The organism is Nocardioides dongkuii (assembly GCF_014127485.1).
Lineage (GTDB): Bacteria > Actinomycetota > Actinomycetes > Propionibacteriales > Nocardioidaceae > Nocardioides > Nocardioides dongkuii.
The window spans coordinates 2,851,228-2,867,004 of the sequence record NZ_CP059903.1 but is presented as its reverse complement, the minus strand read 5'-3'; the positions used below and the strand labels follow the sequence as shown (position 1 = coordinate 2,867,004).

General features: G+C 73.7%; 13 protein-coding genes. 9 read left to right on the top strand and 4 right to left on the bottom strand.

Going from position 1 to position 15,777, the window contains the following annotated elements; genetic code table 11:
* Positions 1-41 precede the first annotated feature (41 nt).
* Together H4O22_RS13820 and H4O22_RS13815 are read left to right on the top strand one after the other, a co-directional pair.
* Positions 42-2,102 carry a hydantoinase/oxoprolinase family protein gene (locus H4O22_RS13820; RefSeq protein ID WP_182523959.1) on the top strand — a complete coding sequence of 687 codons (2,061 nt, stop codon included), beginning with the start codon at positions 42-44 and terminating at the stop codon, positions 2,100-2,102.
* Positions 2,099-4,018 (top strand): hydantoinase B/oxoprolinase family protein, encoded by a 1,920-nt coding sequence (locus H4O22_RS13815; RefSeq protein WP_182523958.1) that lies wholly within the window; start codon positions 2,099-2,101, stop codon positions 4,016-4,018. Before H4O22_RS13820 ends, H4O22_RS13815 begins: the two co-directional genes overlap by 4 nt.
* A gap of 99 nt (positions 4,019-4,117) precedes the next feature.
* On the opposite strand, the gene H4O22_RS13810 is transcribed toward H4O22_RS13815, so the two are convergent.
* The gene (locus H4O22_RS13810; protein WP_182523957.1) at positions 4,118-4,765 is read right to left on the bottom strand and encodes a response regulator; all 648 of its coding nucleotides are present in this window, start codon (positions 4,763-4,765) and stop codon (positions 4,118-4,120) included.
* A complete protein-coding gene (locus tag H4O22_RS13805) occupies positions 4,762-5,730 on the bottom strand; it encodes a sensor histidine kinase (RefSeq protein ID WP_244962973.1) in 969 nt (322 codons plus the stop codon). Before H4O22_RS13805 ends, H4O22_RS13810 begins: the two co-directional genes overlap by 4 nt.
* A 122-nt stretch (positions 5,731-5,852) precedes the next feature.
* On the opposite strand from H4O22_RS13805, the gene H4O22_RS13800 reads away from it, so the two are divergent.
* The 7 genes from H4O22_RS13800 to bar all read left to right on the top strand — a co-directional run bounded on the left by H4O22_RS13800 (position 5,853) and on the right by bar (position 14,596).
* Positions 5,853-6,320, top strand: a complete 468-nt coding sequence (locus H4O22_RS13800) for an SPFH domain-containing protein (protein WP_182523955.1) — start codon at positions 5,853-5,855, stop codon at positions 6,318-6,320.
* The gene (locus H4O22_RS13795; protein ID WP_182523954.1) at positions 6,317-7,816 is read left to right on the top strand and encodes a potassium/proton antiporter; all 1,500 of its coding nucleotides are present in this window, start codon (positions 6,317-6,319) and stop codon (positions 7,814-7,816) included. The genes H4O22_RS13800 and H4O22_RS13795 overlap by 4 nt, the downstream gene beginning before the upstream one ends.
* Before the next feature lie 204 nt (positions 7,817-8,020).
* Positions 8,021-10,978, top strand: a complete 2,958-nt coding sequence (locus tag H4O22_RS13790) for a M14 family zinc carboxypeptidase (protein ID WP_220451168.1) — start codon at positions 8,021-8,023, stop codon at positions 10,976-10,978.
* 190 nt (positions 10,979-11,168) lie between these two features.
* Positions 11,169-11,705: a hypothetical protein gene (locus H4O22_RS13785; protein ID WP_182523952.1), complete on the top strand. Its 537-nt coding sequence runs from the start codon at positions 11,169-11,171 to the stop codon at positions 11,703-11,705.
* A gap of 27 nt (positions 11,706-11,732) precedes the next feature.
* Positions 11,733-12,482 (top strand): SDR family oxidoreductase, encoded by a 750-nt coding sequence (locus H4O22_RS13780; RefSeq protein WP_182523951.1) that lies wholly within the window; start codon positions 11,733-11,735, stop codon positions 12,480-12,482.
* Between the two features lie 66 nt (positions 12,483-12,548).
* Positions 12,549-13,493 (top strand): carbamate kinase, encoded by a 945-nt coding sequence (locus tag H4O22_RS13775; RefSeq protein WP_182523950.1) that lies wholly within the window; start codon positions 12,549-12,551, stop codon positions 13,491-13,493.
* Positions 13,493-14,596: a barbiturase gene (gene bar, locus H4O22_RS13770; RefSeq protein ID WP_182523949.1), complete on the top strand. Its 1,104-nt coding sequence runs from the start codon at positions 13,493-13,495 to the stop codon at positions 14,594-14,596. The genes H4O22_RS13775 and bar overlap by 1 nt, the downstream gene beginning before the upstream one ends.
* A 176-nt stretch (positions 14,597-14,772) precedes the next feature.
* Here bar and H4O22_RS13765 read toward each other — a convergent pair whose 3' ends face one another.
* Both H4O22_RS13765 and H4O22_RS13760 read right to left on the bottom strand, forming a co-directional pair.
* Complete coding sequence (locus H4O22_RS13765) at positions 14,773-15,051, bottom strand: HU family DNA-binding protein (protein WP_182523948.1); 279 nt, start codon at positions 15,049-15,051, stop codon at positions 14,773-14,775.
* A 95-nt stretch (positions 15,052-15,146) separates the two neighbouring features.
* Positions 15,147-15,740, bottom strand: a complete 594-nt coding sequence (locus H4O22_RS13760) for a DJ-1/PfpI family protein (protein ID WP_182523947.1) — start codon at positions 15,738-15,740, stop codon at positions 15,147-15,149.
* Between the last annotated feature and the right edge of the window lie 37 nt (positions 15,741-15,777).

Genomic DNA, 15,777 nt, shown 5'->3' with positions numbered 1-15,777 from the left:
GCCGATGGCCGCGGGGGTGCCGGGACGGTTGGATCGTGGCCATGGCAGCCGCGCGCCGGATCCGGATCGGGATCGACACCGGGGGGACGTTCACCGACGTGGTCGCCCTCGACGAGGACAGCGGCGAGCTGGTCACCACCAAGACCCCCTCGACGCCCGCCGACCCCGCTGACGGGTTCCTCGCCGGCATCGAGAAGGTCCTCGGCCTGATGGGCGCCGACGGCGACGCGGTCTCCGCGGTCAGCCACGGCACGACGGTGGCGACCAACCAGCTCCTCGAGGGCAAGGTGGACCGCCTGGGCTTCATCACCAACACCGGCTACGAGGCGATGCTCGAGATCGCCCGCCAGTCGGTGCCCGACGGCTACGGCAACTCCTACTTCTGGGTGAAGCCGCCCCGGATCGTGCCGCGCGACCTGGTCCGCGGCGTCGAGGGCCGGCTGGACGCCGACGGCGCCGAGGTGGGGCCGTTCGACGAGGACGGCGCCCGCGAGGTGGCCCGGTGGTTCCGCGACCAGGGCGTCTCGACGCTGGGCGTCTGCTTCCTGCACGCGTACGCCGACCCGGCCCACGAGCAGCGGATGCTGGAGGTGCTGCGCGAGGAGCACCCCGACGCGGTGGTCTCGCTGTCCAGCGAGGTGCTGCGCGAGTACCGCGAGTACGAGCGCGCGATGACCACCCTCGTCGACGCGGCGGTCAAGCCGCGGCTCTCGGCGTACGTCGCCGCGATCAGCGAGCGGCTGCGGGCCTACGACAGTCCGCCCTTCCACGTGATGAAGAGCAACGGCGGGGTGCTCTCGGCCGCGGAGGTCGTGCACCAGCCGATCACCACCGTGCTCTCCGGGCCGGCGGCCGGCGCCCTCGGCGCGGCGCTGATCGCCCAGGTCGCGGGCTTCGACCGGGTGCTCACCTCCGACGGCGGCGGGACCTCCACCGACGTCAGCGTGGTCGTCGACGGCGAGCCGACGCTCACCACCGAGGGCTCGGTCGGCGCGTTCCCGTCGAAGATCCCGATGATCGACGTCGTCACGGTCGGCGCGGGCGGCGGCTCGGTCGCCTGGCTCTCGCCGGAGGGAGCGCTCAAGGTCGGGCCGCGCTCGGCGGGCGCCGACCCCGGGCCGCTCTGCTACGGCCGGGGCGGCACCGAGGTGACCGTCACCGACGCCCACGTCGTGCTCGGCCGGATCCCCCCGCACCTGCTGGGCGGCGAGATCCCGCTGGACGTCGAGGCCGCCCGCGCCGGCGTCGCGGCGCTCGCACAGCAGCTGGACCTCTCCCCGGAGGCGTGCGCCGCCGGCGTCCTGGAGATCTCGGCCTGGAACCAGGCCAACGCGCTGCGCCAGGTCACGGTCAAGCGCGGGCTCGACGTCCGCGACTTCGCGCTGGTCACCTTCGGCGGCTCCGGGTCGCTGCTGCTGTGCCGGCTGATGGACGTCCTCGGCGTCCCGACCGTGCTGGTGCCGCCGGACCCCGGCAACGTCTCGGCGTTCGGGCTGCTCACCGTCGACGTCAAGGACGACCACGTGCAGACCCACGTCGCCCTCGCCGACGCCCTCGACCCCGCCGTCGTCGAGCAGGTGTACGACGGCCTCACGGCGCGCGCCGCCTCGGCGCTGGAGGCCGAGGGCTTCGCCCCGGCGGAGCACGTCTTCGCGCGCACCGCCGACCTGCGCTACTTCGGCCAGGCGTTCGAGGTGCGGGTGCCGGTCGCCCCCGGTCCGCTCGACCCCGCGGCGGTCGCCGCGGCCTTCCACGCCGAGCACCGCGCGCTCTACGGCTACGACTTCGCCGGCGATCCGACCCAGCAGGTCGAGTGGGTCAACCTCCGGGTCTCCGGGATCGGGCCGATCACGCGCCCGGAGATCCGGCGGCACGAGGTCGCCGACCGGCAGACGTCCTGGGGGGATCCCACCCGGGCGGTCTGCTTCGACGCCGACGACGGGTACGCCGAGACCCGCATCGTCCAGCGCACCGACCTCCCGCCCGGGGCGACCGTGACCGGCCCGGCGATCATCGAGGAGTTCGGCTCCACCGTGCCGCTGCACCCCGGGTTCGCGGCCCGGGTCGACGAGCACCTCAACCTGATCGTGGGCCGCGCATGAGCCGCCGTGCCCCCACGCAGTTCCCCTTCGGCTTCCTCACCGACGACCGCGGCGCGGCCGCCGACCCGGTGCTGGTCGAGATCGTCCAGGGCTCGCTGGCCAGCGTCGAGCGGGAGGTCGAGACGGCGATCGCGCGGACCAGCCGCAGCCCGATGATCCGCGACGCGCACGACTTCCGCGCCGGCATCCACGACCGGCTGCTGCGCAAGCTCACCGGCCGCTCGTACTCCGCCCTGGTCCACCCGGTCGCGCGCGACTTCCCGATCGCGGAGATGCGCGAGGGCGACGTGTTCTTCCACAACGACGTCTACCGCTCCGAGGGCGGCATCGGCCACCTGCCCGACCTGTGCGTCACCGTCCCGGTCTTCGCGGGGGACGAGGAGGACCGTCGCGTCGTGGCGTTCGTGCAGGCCTTCGGCCACCACGACGACATCGGCGGCGCGGTCCCGGGGTCGATGCCCAGCCACGCCACCAGCGTCTTCGAGGAGGGGCTGATGGTGCCGCCGATCCGGCTGTGGGACGCCGGCGTCCCCAACCGCGCGGCGCTGACGATCATGACCCGCAACAGCCGGATGCCGGAGTCGCTCTCGGCCGACCTCGACGCGGAGTGCTCGGCCTGCCTGATGGGCGCGCGCCGCCTCGGCGAGCTCTTCGACCGGTACGGCGTGGCCGCGGTCGAGGCGTGCTTCGACGCGATCATCGACCGCACCACCACGACGTACCGCCGCGAGATCCTCTCCCAGATCCCGGTCGGCACCTGGGTCTGGGAGGACTACGCCGAGCACGACGGCGTCGACGAGCCGCGGCTGCACACCCAGCGGATCACCCTGACCCGCACGCCCGCCGACGACCCGGGCGGCGAGCGGCTGGTCCTCGACTTCGACGGCACCGGCCCGCAGGCGAAGGGCCCGATCAACCACGCCGGCGACGCCTCGGACGGCGTCTTCCTGGCGAAGTGGCTGGCGCCCGTCCTGCGCAACCTCGCGGAGAGCCCCGAGCGGATGGCCGAGCTCGACGTCAACGAGGGCGTGGTGCCGCTGCTCGAAATGCGGTTCCCCGAGCCCGGGACGCTGCTGACCCCGGTCTTCCCGGCCCCCACCAATGCCCGCACCTTCGTGATCCTCCGGCTGCTCGGCGTGCTCGCCGGCGTGGTCGCCAAGGCGGTCGACGGGCGGATGCCGGCCGACCAGGAGACGATCCGCTACACCGGCGTCTACGGCGAGGACCGCGACGGCCGGCCGTACCTGATGCGCGAGGTGCTCGGCGGCGGCTCCGGCGGTCGCTACTACGCCGACGGCGAGGACACCATCCACGTGGTGCCCGACAGCCGGAACCTGCCGACCGAGTTCACCGAGGCGCGCTTCCCGTTCCGGGTCGAGTCGCTGTCGCTGGCGGTGGACAGCGGGGGAGCGGGGGAGTTCCGCGGCGGGCTCGGGTACGAGAAGCAGGTCCGGATGCTCCGGGACGCGCACTTCATGTCGATCGCGGACCGCTCGATCCTGTCCTGCTGGGGTGTCCGGGGCGGCCGCGCCGGGTCGCCGTTCCGGGTCACGATCGATCCGGGCGGCCCCCGCGAGCGGGAGGTCGACGCGCTCGCCGACGCCGAGCCGGTGGCCGCGGGCGAGCTGATCCGGATCCGCACCACCGGGGGCGGCGGCTGGGGCGACCCGCTGGCGCGCGACCCGGCCCTCGTCGTCCGCGACGTCCGGTGGCACAAGGTCTCGCCGGACGCCGCCCGCGCGTCGTACGGCGTGGTGCTGACCGGCTCGCTCGAGACCGACGACCTGGCGTACGACGAGGCCGCCACCGCCGCCGAGCGCGCCGGCCGCCCCCCGGTCGAGGCGTTCTTCGACCGCGGCCCCGGGTACGCCCGGCTCTCCGGCGGCGCGACGCACGCCGACGTGGACGCGATGTGATCGCGAGAGCGACCGGGTCTCGACACGCCGGTCGCGACCTCGTGCCTCGGTCGCGCGGCTCGCTCGACCACCATCAGCGGATCCGCTGACGCGTCTCCGCTACGGCTCGACCAGCCCCGCCCGGATCGCGTAGCGCACCAGCTGCGTCCGGTCCCGCATGCCCAGCCGGGCGAGGATGTTGGCGCGGTGCCGCTCCACGGTCTTGACGCTGATCGTCAGCGCCGCGGCGATCTCCTTGGACGACGACCCCTCGGCGATCAGCTTGAGCACCTGGTTCTCCCGCTCGGTCAGCGCGGTCATCGGCACCCGCTCGCCGCGCCGCAGCCGGTCGAGGTAGTCGCGCACCAGCGCGCTCATCGCGCCGGGGTAGACGAAGGCCTCCCCGCGCATCGCGGACCGGCAGGCCGCGACCAGGTCCTCGTCGGCCACGGACTTCAGCACGTAGCCGCTGGCGCCCACCTTGAGCGACTCGAAGAAGTACTGCTCGTTGTCGTGCATCGAGAGCATCAGCACCCGCGGCGGCTCGCGGCGGCGGCCGATCTCGCGAGCCGCCTGCAGCCCGGTCATCCGCGGCATCGCGATGTCCAGGATCACCAGGTCGACCGGCACCTCGCGCAGCAGGGCGACCGCCTCCGCGCCGTCGCCCGCCTCGGCCACGACCTCCAGGTCCGGCTCCTGCTCCAGGATGAGGCGTACGCCGCGGCGCACCAGCGCGTGGTCGTCGGCCAGTAGGATCCGGACGCTCACGCCGGTCCGCCCGCGACCGGCACGGTCAGCCGTACCCGGGTGCCGTGGCCCGGGGAGCCGGTGACCGCCAGCTCGCCCCCGACCGAGCGGGCCCGCTCCCGCATGCCGCGCAGCCCGGCCCCGGTCGCGCCGTCGGGCAGCCCGCGGCCGTCGTCCTGGACGACGAGCTCGACGCGGTCGCCGAGCCGCTGCAGGGTCAGCTCGACGTGGGCGGCGGCGGCGTGCCGGGCCGCGTTGGTGAGCGCCTCCTGGGCGACCCGGTAGACCACCACCTCGGTCGCCGGCGGCAGCGCCGGCAGCCCCGGCGCGATCGACCGGCGCACCGCGGCCCCGCCGTGCGCGGAGAAGCCGGTCGCCAGCGACGCGAGCGCGCTGTGCAGCCCGAGGTCGTCGAGCACGCCGGGGCGCAGCTCCCGCGCCACCCGGCGCACGTCGTCGAGGCTGGCGCGGGCGCTCTCGCGCACCAGCTCCAGCTCCTCTACCAGGTCGGCGGGGGCGCGCTGCTGGACCTGCTTGAGCCCGAGCAGCACCACGGTCAGCTGCTGGCCGACCTGGTCGTGCAGCTCCTGGGCGATCCGGTGCCGCTCGTCCTCCTCGGCGGCCAGCGCGCGGGCGTCGCTGCTGCGCCGCTCCTCCTCGAGCCGGTCCAGCATCGCGTTGAAGCTGGCGACCAGCCGCCCGCCGACCCCGCCGCCCCCGGTCTCGAGCCGCTGTCCCGGCTCGAGGAGATCGACGGTGGCCATCTGCCGGGCCACCCGGTCGATGGGCGCGAGGCTGGCGCGGAGCAGCAGCGCGTTGGTGACCAGCGTCAGCGTCAGCCCGAGCGTGAGCACGACGGCCTCGGAGACCAGGGGGCGCTGCGAGACGCTCGCGGGCGAGAGCAGCAGCGCGAGCGTCCCGGCGAGGAACACGGTGCCGTTGATCAGGCACACCCGCCAGTACAGGGGGAGCGTCTCGGTGCGCACCCCGCCACCCTGCCACGAGCGCCGCCGCGGCGCCGGGCGGAGATGGGTGGTAGCCCCCATGGAGAACGGCCGCCCGGAGAAGCAGACTCGACAGTGCCGGACGAGCACGGACAGGAGGCGACATGGAGGAGCCGACGGCAACGGTCCTGGTGTTCCTCCTCGTGCTCCCCCTCCTGGTCGTGCTCGCCGGCGCCAGCGTGCGGTGGACGCCGCCGGACCACGTCCTGGTGGTCAGCCGGCGCGGCGTGGTCCGCCGCGTCGTCGGCGGCGGGCCGACCTGGCGTTGGCCGCTGCTCGACGTGGTCGAGGTGGTGCCGCTCGACGCCGAGCCGCTGGCGGTCACCGTGCGGGCCACGACCCGCGACGGGCACGACGTACGGCTGCTCGCCGAGGCGTCCGTCCCGGTGGAGCCGCCGTGTCCCGGCGACCCCGCCGACGTCCTGGACCGGGCGCGCGCCGACGCGGAGGCCGACCTGGAGGACGAGCTCGCCCGCGCCGTCGGCGACCGGGACGTGGCGGACCTGGGCCGGGTGGCCGTGCGCGACCTGCAGGTCGTCGGGCTCGACGTGGTGCTCAGGCCCGTCCCGTGACCGTCGCCGACCTCGACGTCGTCGTCCTGGTCGGCGCGGTCGTGCTGCTGGCCGCCGTCGCGGCGGTGCGGATCACCAGCCGGGCGGGCCTCCCGAGCCTGCTGATCTACCTGGCGATCGGGCTCGCGCTGGGGGAGGGCGGCCTCGGCCTCCGGTTCGACGACGCCGACCTGACCATGGTGATCGGCACGGTCGCGCTGGCGGTGATCCTCGCGGAGGGCGGCTTCACGACCGACTGGCGGACCGTGCGCCCGGTGGCGGCGACGGCCGGCGTGCTCGCGACGGTCGGCGTCCTCGTGAGCGTCACCGTCACCAGCGGCCTGGTCCTCCTCGTCCTGGACGTCGACCTGCGGACCGCGATCGTGCTGGGCGCGGTCGCCTCCTCGACCGACGCGGCCGCGGTGTTCTCGGTGCTGCGCAGGATGCCGGTCCGGGGCCGGCTGCGCGCCGTGGTGGAGGCGGAGTCGGGCTTCAACGACCCGCCGGTGATCATCCTGGTCACCGTCGTCACCTCGGACGCCTGGAGCACGTCGGGGCCGCTCGGGATCGCGGGGCAGATCGGGTTCCAGCTCCTCGTCGGGGTGCTCGTGGGCGGGCTGGTGGCGTGGGCCGGTGCCTGGGCGCTCGGGCGCAGCGCGCTCCCGGCCTCGGGCCTCTACCCGCTGGCGACGCTGGCGATCGCCTTCCTCGCCTTCGCGGTCTCCGGGGTGGCCGGCGGCAGCCCGATCATGGCGATCTACGTCGCCGGCCTGGTGCTGGGCAACTCCCGGCTGCCGCACCGGTCCGCCACCGCCTCCTTCGCCGAGGGGCTGGCCTGGCTCTCCCAGATCGGGCTGTTCATCCTGCTCGGCCTGCTCGCCAGCCCCGGTCGACTGCTCGAGGCGCTGCCCACCGCCCTGGTCGTGGGCGCCGCGCTCACCCTCGTCGCGCGCCCGGTCTCGGTGCTGGTGTGCACCACGCCGTTCCGGATGCCGTGGCGTGAGCAGGTCTTCGTCAGCTGGGCCGGCCTGCGCGGAGCCGTCCCGATCGTGCTGGCCACGATCCCGATGAGCGTCGGCCTGCCCGGCGCGGAGCGGGTCTTCGACGTGGTCTTCCTGCTCGTCGTCCTCTTCACCCTGCTGCAGGGGCCGACCCTGCCGTGGGTCGCGCGGCGCACCGGGGCCACCCGCCCGCAGAACCCGCGCGACGTCGCCATCGAGTCGGCGGCGCTCGACGCCCTCGACGCCTCGCTGCTGCAGTTCGCCGTCCCCGAACGGTCGCGGATGGTCGGCGTGGAGATCGCGGAGCTGCGGCTCCCGCCCGGCGCCGCGGTCTCCCTGCTCGTGCGCGCCGGCGAGATCTTCGCGCCCAGCCCCTCCACCGACTTGCGCGCCGGCGACCAGGTGCTGGTCGCCGCGCCCCGCGAGGACGGCGCCGCGATCGAGCGGCGGCTGCGCGCCGTCAGCGACCACGGCCGGCTGGCCGGCTGGTACGACGGTGCGCCCGCGCGCCGGTGAGCGCCGCGCTTATAGCGCCCCGGCCCCGGCCGCAACCGGTGACCACAGGTCGAGAAGTTCTGTTAACACCCTGTGACTTCGGGCGAAACAGGCGCATTGTCAGACAGCCTGGCACGCGTTCGACCCGGCCGCGGGCGGCCGGAGCCATCACGGAACACGACAGAATCGAGTCATTCAGTGAGGAAATCACGCGCTCTGATCGGCGTGACCGGCTTGGCCCTCGCGGCCTCGTCGGTGCTGACCTCCGTCGGCCTCCCGGCCGCGGCTGAGCCGGCAGGAGCCGGCGCCACTGCGGACGGCGGCCGCGGCCCCGGCACCGCCACCACCGCCGAGCCCGGGAAGAAGGCGCAGGTCGTGCAGGCGGCTGTGGCCGCCCCGGCCGCCGGCGACCCGATCGACATGCCGACGTCGTACCCCTACCAGCCGGAGCTGCGGCTGTACCGCGACAACCCGGACGACGCCGCGCACACCGCCGCGCTGCTGGGTCACCCCGACCTGGCGCCGAAGCTGGTCGAGCTGATGGGCAAGAGCGACCGGATCTCCACCCAGGTCGTCGGGCAGTCCACCCAGGGCCGTGACCTCTACCTGGTCACCCTCACCGCCCCGGAGCGCGCGGAGGACACCGCGCAGCAGACCGCCTGGCGCGAGAAGATCAAGACCGACCCGACCGCTGCCGCAGCCGACACCGACCTGCTCGCGCAGTACAAGACGCCGGTCTGGATCAGCAACAACATCCATGGCAACGAGTGGGAGGGCACCGACGCTGCGATGCAGTACATCGAGTGGCTCGCCACCGCTCCGATGTCCGAGGTCGGCAGCATCCTGCGCAACAACCGGCTCTACTTCTCCCCGTCGCTGAACCCCGACGGCCGCACCAACGCCACGCGCGCCACGGCGATCGGCCTGGACCCCAACCGCGACATGATCACCAACTCCACGCCGGAGACGCAGTCGTTCATCCGGCAGGCGCAGGCCATCCAGCCGATCTACGCGGCCGACTTCCACGGCTACACCAGCGTGCTCCAGATGGAGCCCACCGGCCCGCCGCACGGCTCGAACTACGAGTACGACCTCTACATGCCGCACAACTACGCGCTCGCGCTCAAGGTCGAGCAGGACGTCGTCGCCGCCGCCATCCCGGGCAACACGTACTTCAACGTGACCACCCGCCAGGTCTCCCAGACCAACACCGGGCCCGACACCGCCCACATCAAGATCCCCTACCGCGACACCCCCGACGGCTGGGACGACTTCCCGCCGATCTTCACCGCGCAGTACGCCGCGTTCTTCGGCGCCGCCTCGGCGACCGTGGAGCTGCCCCTGGGCCGCGGCGCGGCCGGTGGCCGGCAGACCCCGGAGCGGGCGGCGATCAACACCGAGGTCGCCCTCGAGACGATGGAGAGCATCGTCGGCTACATGAACAGCACCGCGAACGCGCGGGAGATGCTGAAGAACCAGATCGAGGTCTTCCGTCGCGGTTCCGCTGGCGAGCCCAAGGACGCCCTGACGGTGGACGAGGTCGGCTCGGTCCCCGGCCCCACCCAGTGGCAGCCGCTCTGGGACGTGGCGGACGACCAGGAGCCGGTGACCCTGCCGCGCGCCTACGTCATCCCCGTCGGCGAGGACCAGCGGTCCGCGAGCGACGCCGCCGCCCTGGTGCGGCAGCTGCTGTTCCACGACATCGAGGTCGGCACGCTGGACGCCGCCACGACCGTCGGCGGCACGACGTACCCGAAGGGTTCCTACGTCGTCGACATGCACCAGCCGCTGCGCGGCCTGGCCAACTCGCTGCTCGACCTCGGTGAGGACATCTCCGCGAAGGTGCCGTCGATGTACGACATCTCGGCCTGGAGCTACTCCTACACGTGGGGCGCGACCGTCGACAAGGTCGGCCTGACCCAGGACGCGCCGCTCGGCGCGACCACCCCGATCACGACCGCCACGGCCAACGCCGGCGTGCCGGCCAAGGCCGACTACCTCACCTTCGACGTCGCCGGTGTCGCGGACTTCCGGACGGTCAACGACCTGCTGGAGGGCGGCGTCAAGGTCTCGATGCTCGAGGACGGCAGTGTCGTCGTCGGCCCCGAGTCGGCCAATGCGGTGGCCGCGGCCGCCGAGGAGAACGACATCGCCGTCGAGGCCGCCTCGAAGGCGGACCTGATGGCGCTCGACGACGAGGGCACCAAGGCGCTCAGCGACCTGACCATCGGGTACGTCGGCACCCAGGACGACCGGCTCTCGCTGCTCGAGCTCGGGTTCGACGACCTGGTGGCGCTGTCCGTGGCCTCGCTTAACGCCGACGCGACGCTGCTCAAGGACGTCGACGTCCTGTGGATCGCCTCCGGCTTCAACCCGGCGAACCCCTCGGTGGCCCGCACGGCCGTCCAGGACTTCGTCAACCGCGGCGGCTCGCTGCTCGGTCGCACGAACAACGGCTTCAACGCCGCGGTCTCCTTCGGGCTGCTGACCGGCACCGTGGTCAACGGCAACGGGTCGGGCAACGGCATCGTCGCCGTCGACACCCCGGCGGACTCGATCCTCGCGCCGTACGCCCAGGACACGTCGTTCATCTACCCGGCGTTCTCCTTCACCGGGCTGGGCGAGGGCGTCGAGGTCGCTCAGAGCTACGACGCCACGGACCCGTTCCTCGCCGGCCACTGGCGCGGCACGAACGCGACCAACGGCCCCGAGGGCGCAGCCGGCAAGGCCTCGGTGGTCTCCAACGAGATCGCCTCGGGTGCCCGAACGGTCGTCTTCGGCACCTCGGTGTTCTTCCGCAACCACCCCAAGGGCGGGATGAGCCAGGCGGCGCGTGCGCTGCACTGGGCCGGCCCGAAGGGCGAGCCTGTGGTCGCCCCTGCGCCGCAGCCGGCCAAGGCGGCGTCGTCGCTGCAGCTGACGGTGAAGCAGGTCGGCAAGGTCAAGAAGGGCCAGGGCAAGGCGAAGGTCACCATCACCTTCAAGGTGCCGGACCTGGCCACCCGCGGGACCGTGGTCCTCTCGGACAACGGCAAGACCGCCAGGGTGGTCAAGGTGTCGTCCGGGAAGTCCAAGACCGTGACCCTGCGCCTGAGCAAGGGCAAGCACAAGATCGTGGCCACGTACGCCGGCTCCGACCAGGTGAAGGCCAGCAAGGCCCGGTTGCAGGTCCGGATCCGCTGACCTGACGCACCACCTGCGGACGGCCGGCACCCCTCGGGGTGCCGGCCGTTCGTCGTGTCCGGGCTGTCCGGAGGATCAGACGTCTTCCCCGTAATCCTGCCTCCGAGGTCCCCGGGGGCCGGTAGCCTCCCTCGTCCTGGTCGGAGCCGGGACGGATGTGCTCCGGCGGCAACGAGCAGGAGGAGCCGACGTGCTCGACCGGCGCAGGCAGGTGCGACGCAAGGTGACGTTGGAGGTGCTGAGCCTCGCCGTGCCGACGTCCGCTGCGGTCTTCCTCTCCGGCCGATGGATCCTCGAGTGGAACCGGGGGGACGCAACGCTCGTGACGGTCGTGACCGCCGCCGTCCTGGGTGCTCTCTGGCTCTGGCGTCGGACGAAGGTGCCCGCCACCATCGAGGTCGAGGTCGAGGCCGATGCCGATGCCGAGGGCGAACGGGAGCTCGGGACGAGCGAGGAGGACAGTGGTGAGGACGGACGCTGGGACCTGAGCTCGGTGCTCCTGGTCGCGGTCGCCGCCGTCGCTGTCGTCGCCCTCGTCGCCGTGGGCCTGCTCGTCCAGTTCCTCCTGCCGCTGTCCGTCGTGCTGCTGTTCTCGCTCGCCCACGGCTCTCCCGGGCTGGCCGACGTCGCGTCGACGGTGGGAGCGACGCTGGCCGTGGCCTTCGTGCTGGAGCTCGTCGTCGTCCTTCCGCTCAGCAGGTGGTGGGGCCTGCCGTTCGACGACTAGAGGCGCCCGTCGTGTTCTGATCGTCGGGTGCGCCCTCACCTCCGTCCCCTCACCCTCGTCACCGGCGGCACCCGCGGCATCGGCCGGGCGGTGGCCCTCCGGCTCGCTGCCGACGGGCACGACCTGGTGCTCGGCTACCACTCCGACGCCGACGCGGCGACCGCGTGCGCCGACGAGGTCGCCGCGCTCGGCGCCACGGCCGTCCTGGTGCCCGGCGACCTCACCGACCCGGACGCCGTCGACACGCTCTTCGCCGCGGCCGCGCGGCCGCTCGCCGGTGTCGTGAACAACGCCGGCGCGACCCTCCACCTCGGGCCGCTCGCGGAGACCCCGGTCGAGGTCGTCCGGCGCACGGTCGACCTCAACCTCACCTCGGCCCTGCTGGTCGCGCGTGCGGCGGTCCGCGCGCTCGGCCGGTCGTACGGCGGCGCCGGCGGGGTGTTGGTCAACATCAGCTCCGGCGCCGCGACGCTGGGCTCGCCGGGGGAGTACGTCCAGTACGCCGCCGCGAAGGCCGGCGTCGACGCCCTCACACTCGGCCTCGCCCAGGAGGTCGCGGCCGACGGGGTCCGGGTCGTCGGGGTCGCGCCGGGCATCGTCCGGACCCGGATCCACGAGGACGCCGGCGAGCCCGGCCGGCTCGACCGGGTCGGGCCGCTGGTGCCGCTCGGCCGTGCGGGGGAGCCCGAGGAGGTCGCGGCGGTGGTGGCGTTCGCGCTCAGCGACGCCGCGTCGTACGTCACCGGGACGACGCTGCGGGTCGCCGGGGGCCGCTGAGGGACGCGCGGTTTGTCGGCAACTTCTGCCAGTGTCCGGCCCCGGGGCGCTCACTAGGTTCGTCGCATGAGGGTCCTGCTCGCGCTCGGCGGCAACGCCATGGCCAGCGCGGAGGGCCGGGTCCGCCCGGGCGACCAGATCGCCGCCGCGGCCGTCGCGGCCGACGCGGTCGCCGACCTGGTCGCGCGCGGCGTCGACGTGGTGCTCACCCACGGCAACGGCCCGCAGGTGGGCAACCTGCTGGTCAAGAACGAGGTGGCCGCCGCGGTCGTGCCGCCGGTGCCGCTCGACTGGTGCGGTGCCCAGACCCAGGCGACGCTCGGGTTCGTCCTGATGAACGCGCTCGACGCGGCCCTGCACGAGCGCGGCGTCGACCGGCGTACGGCGGCCGTGGTCACCCGCACCCTCGTGGCCTCCGACGACCCCGGGTTCGCGCGCCCGTCCAAGCCGGTCGGGCGCTACCTGCCGGCCGCGGAGGCGCAGGTCCTCGTCGAGCACGGCGAGACCTGGGAGGACCGCGGGGAGCGGGGCTGGCGGCGCGTCGTCGCGTCCCCGGAGCCGCTCGAGGTGGTCGACCTCGAGGCGATCGCGGCGCTGGTCGCGGCCGGGTTCGTCACCGTCGCGAACGGCGGCGGCGGGATCCCGGTCGTCGCCGACGAGGACGGCCGGCTGCGCGGCGTCGAGGCGGTGATCGACAAGGACCTGGGCGCGGCCGTGCTCGCGCACGGCCTGGGCGCCGGGGTGCTGGTCGTCGCCACCGACGTCCCGAACGCCGTGCTCGGCCACGGCACGCCCGCTGCCCGGCCGGTCGGGCAGGTCACCACCGCCGCGATGCGGGCGTACGCCGCGGAGGGTCACTTCGCCGGCGGCTCGATGGGCCCCAAGGTCGAGGCGGCCTGCCGCTTCGTCGAGCAGGGCGGCGAGCGGGCCGTGATCACCGACCTGCGGCACATCACCGATGCCCTCGACGGCGCCGCCGGCACCGTCGTCGTACCCGAGAGGAAGCCCTGATGCCCAGCGCCATCGAAGTCCGCAAAGTCCCGATCCACTCCGTCGCCGACGCCGGCGAGCTCGCGAGGCTGATCGACGACGGCGTCATGGAGGCCGCACGCGTCGTGGCGATCATCGGGAAGACCGAGGGCAACGGCGGGGTCAACGACTACACCCGGATCATCGCCGACCGCGCCTTCCGCGAGGTGCTGGTCGAGAAGGGCGCGGACCCCGAGCAGGTCGCGCACGTGCCGATCGTCTGGTCGGGCGGCACCGACGGCGTGATCAGCCCGCACGCCACCGTCTTCGCCACCGTCCCCGACGGCACCTACGAGCCCACCGACGAGCCCCGGCTGACCGTGGGCTTCGCGATGAGCGAGGTGCTGCTGCCCGAGGAGATCGGCCGCACGGGGATGATCACCAAGGTCGCCGACGCCGTCCGGGTCGCGATGGAGCGGGCCGGGATCAGCGACCCCGCCGACGTGCACTACGTGCAGACGAAGACCCCGCTGCTCACGCTGAGCACGATCGCTGACGCCAAGTCGCGCGGCGAGGACGTGTTCACCGAGGACACCCTCTACTCGATGGACGTCTCGAACGGCGGCACGGCGCTCGGCATCGCCGTGGCGCTCGGCGAGATCGAGATGCCCACGGACGAGCAGGTGCTGCGCGACCGGTCGCTGTACTCCGCGGTCGCATCCTGCTCGTCGGGCGTCGAGCTCGACCGCGCGCAGGTGGTCGTGGTCGGCAACGCCACGGGCGTCGGCGGCCGCTACCGGATCGGCCACTCCGTGATGCGCGACGCGCTCGACCAGGACGGCCTGTGGGAGGCGATCCGGGTCGCGGGCCTCGAGCTGCCCGAGCGGCCGCACCCCACCGACCTCGACGGGCGGGTGGTCAACTTGTTCCTCAAGTGCGAGGCCTCGCAGGACGGCACCGTCCGGGGCCGCCGCAACGCGATGCTCGACGACTCCGACGTGCACTGGCACCGCCAGATCAAGGCCGCCGTCGGCGGCGTGGCCGCGGCGGTCACCGGCGACCCGGCGGTCTTCGTCTCGGTCTCCGCGGCCCACCAGGGGCCGGACGGCGGGGGCCCGGTCGCCGCGATCGTCGACCTGGGCTGAGGCGGCGGGGAAAGGTTCATCGGCCGGCCGATGAACCTGGTGCCTGGACGATGAACCTTCGTCGTCCAGGCGAGAGGTTCGTCGGCCGGCCGATGAAGCTCTCGCGCCCAGCGGGGCCGGGGCTGGGCCGCCGCGGACGTCGTGCAGTGCACGACGTCCGCGGCGTCACGGCAAGGTCACTTGCCGGCGACGGCCTGCTTGAACGCCGAGCCGGCCTTGAAGGCGGGCGCGGTGCTGGCGGCGATCTGGATCTCCGCACCGGTCTGCGGGTTGCGGCCCGTGCGCGCGGAGCGCTCGCGTGCCTCGAAGGTGCCGAAGCCGGTCAGCGAGACCTTGTCGCCGGAGGCGACGGCCTGGGTGATCGCGGACAGGGTGGCGTCGAGCGCCCGGTCGGCCTCGGCGTTCGTGAGCCCGGCCTCCTTGGCGATGGCGTCGCGCAGCTCGGTCTTGTTCATCGGGGTCCTCCTGGTGAGTGATGTGTTGCGGTCCGGTACCCGGTTGGGGCGCGGTCCGGCCGTGACCGTACGCCATTTGGCGGCGTGGCGCGGATTCAGGACCGCCAGCCCCACTCCATCTCGGTGACCGTGACGTCCCTCGTACGAGGGCTCGCCAGCACCTCGACGGCGTGCAGCGCGGCGTCGATCCCGGCCGAGACGCCGGCCGAGGTCAGCACCCTCTCCGAGGACCGCACGAAGCGCTGGCCGCGCCGTACCTCGGTGCTGGGGGAGAGGGTCGCGAGCTCGTCGTACGCGTCGTGGTGGGTGGTCGCGGGGAGCCCGCGCAGCAACCCCGCCGCGCCGAGCACCAGCGCGCCGGTGCACACCGACATCAGCAGCTCGACCTCCGCGGCCCGCTCGCGGACCCAGGCCAGCAGCCGCTCGTCGTCGAGGAGGCGGCGGGCCCCGGCGCCGCCCGGCACCACGAGCAGGTCGGACGCCGGCGCGTCGTCGAGGGACCACATGGGCACGACGGTGAAGCCGCCCCGTCCCACCACGGGCTCCCCGGTGGTCCCGACGGAGAACACCGAGAACGGCGCCCCCTCGCCGAGCTCGCCGGCGACGTTGAAGACCTCGTAGGGGCCCGCGAAGTCCAGGACCTCCATGTCGTCGAAGGCCAGGATCGCGACGGTGCGGCCGGTGCTCATGGCGTCATCGTGGCAGGTCGGCCCGTCCTTGTCGGTG

Excerpts from the sequence above, each read along its gene's own strand:
- bar (WP_182523949.1), top strand. The coding sequence starts at position 13,493 with ATGCCCAGCGCCATCGAAGTCCGCAAAGTCCCGATCCACTCCGTCGCC.
- H4O22_RS13820 (WP_182523959.1), top strand. The coding sequence starts at position 42 with ATGGCAGCCGCGCGCCGGATCCGGATCGGGATCGACACCGGGGGGACG.
- H4O22_RS13760 (WP_182523947.1), bottom strand. The coding sequence starts at position 15,740 with ATGAGCACCGGCCGCACCGTCGCGATCCTGGCCTTCGACGACATGGAG.
- H4O22_RS13800 (WP_182523955.1), top strand. The coding sequence starts at position 5,853 with ATGGAGGAGCCGACGGCAACGGTCCTGGTGTTCCTCCTCGTGCTCCCC.
- H4O22_RS13815 (WP_182523958.1), top strand. The coding sequence starts at position 2,099 with ATGAGCCGCCGTGCCCCCACGCAGTTCCCCTTCGGCTTCCTCACCGAC.
- H4O22_RS13775 (WP_182523950.1), top strand. The coding sequence starts at position 12,549 with ATGAGGGTCCTGCTCGCGCTCGGCGGCAACGCCATGGCCAGCGCGGAG.
- H4O22_RS13765 (WP_182523948.1), bottom strand. The coding sequence starts at position 15,051 with ATGAACAAGACCGAGCTGCGCGACGCCATCGCCAAGGAGGCCGGGCTC.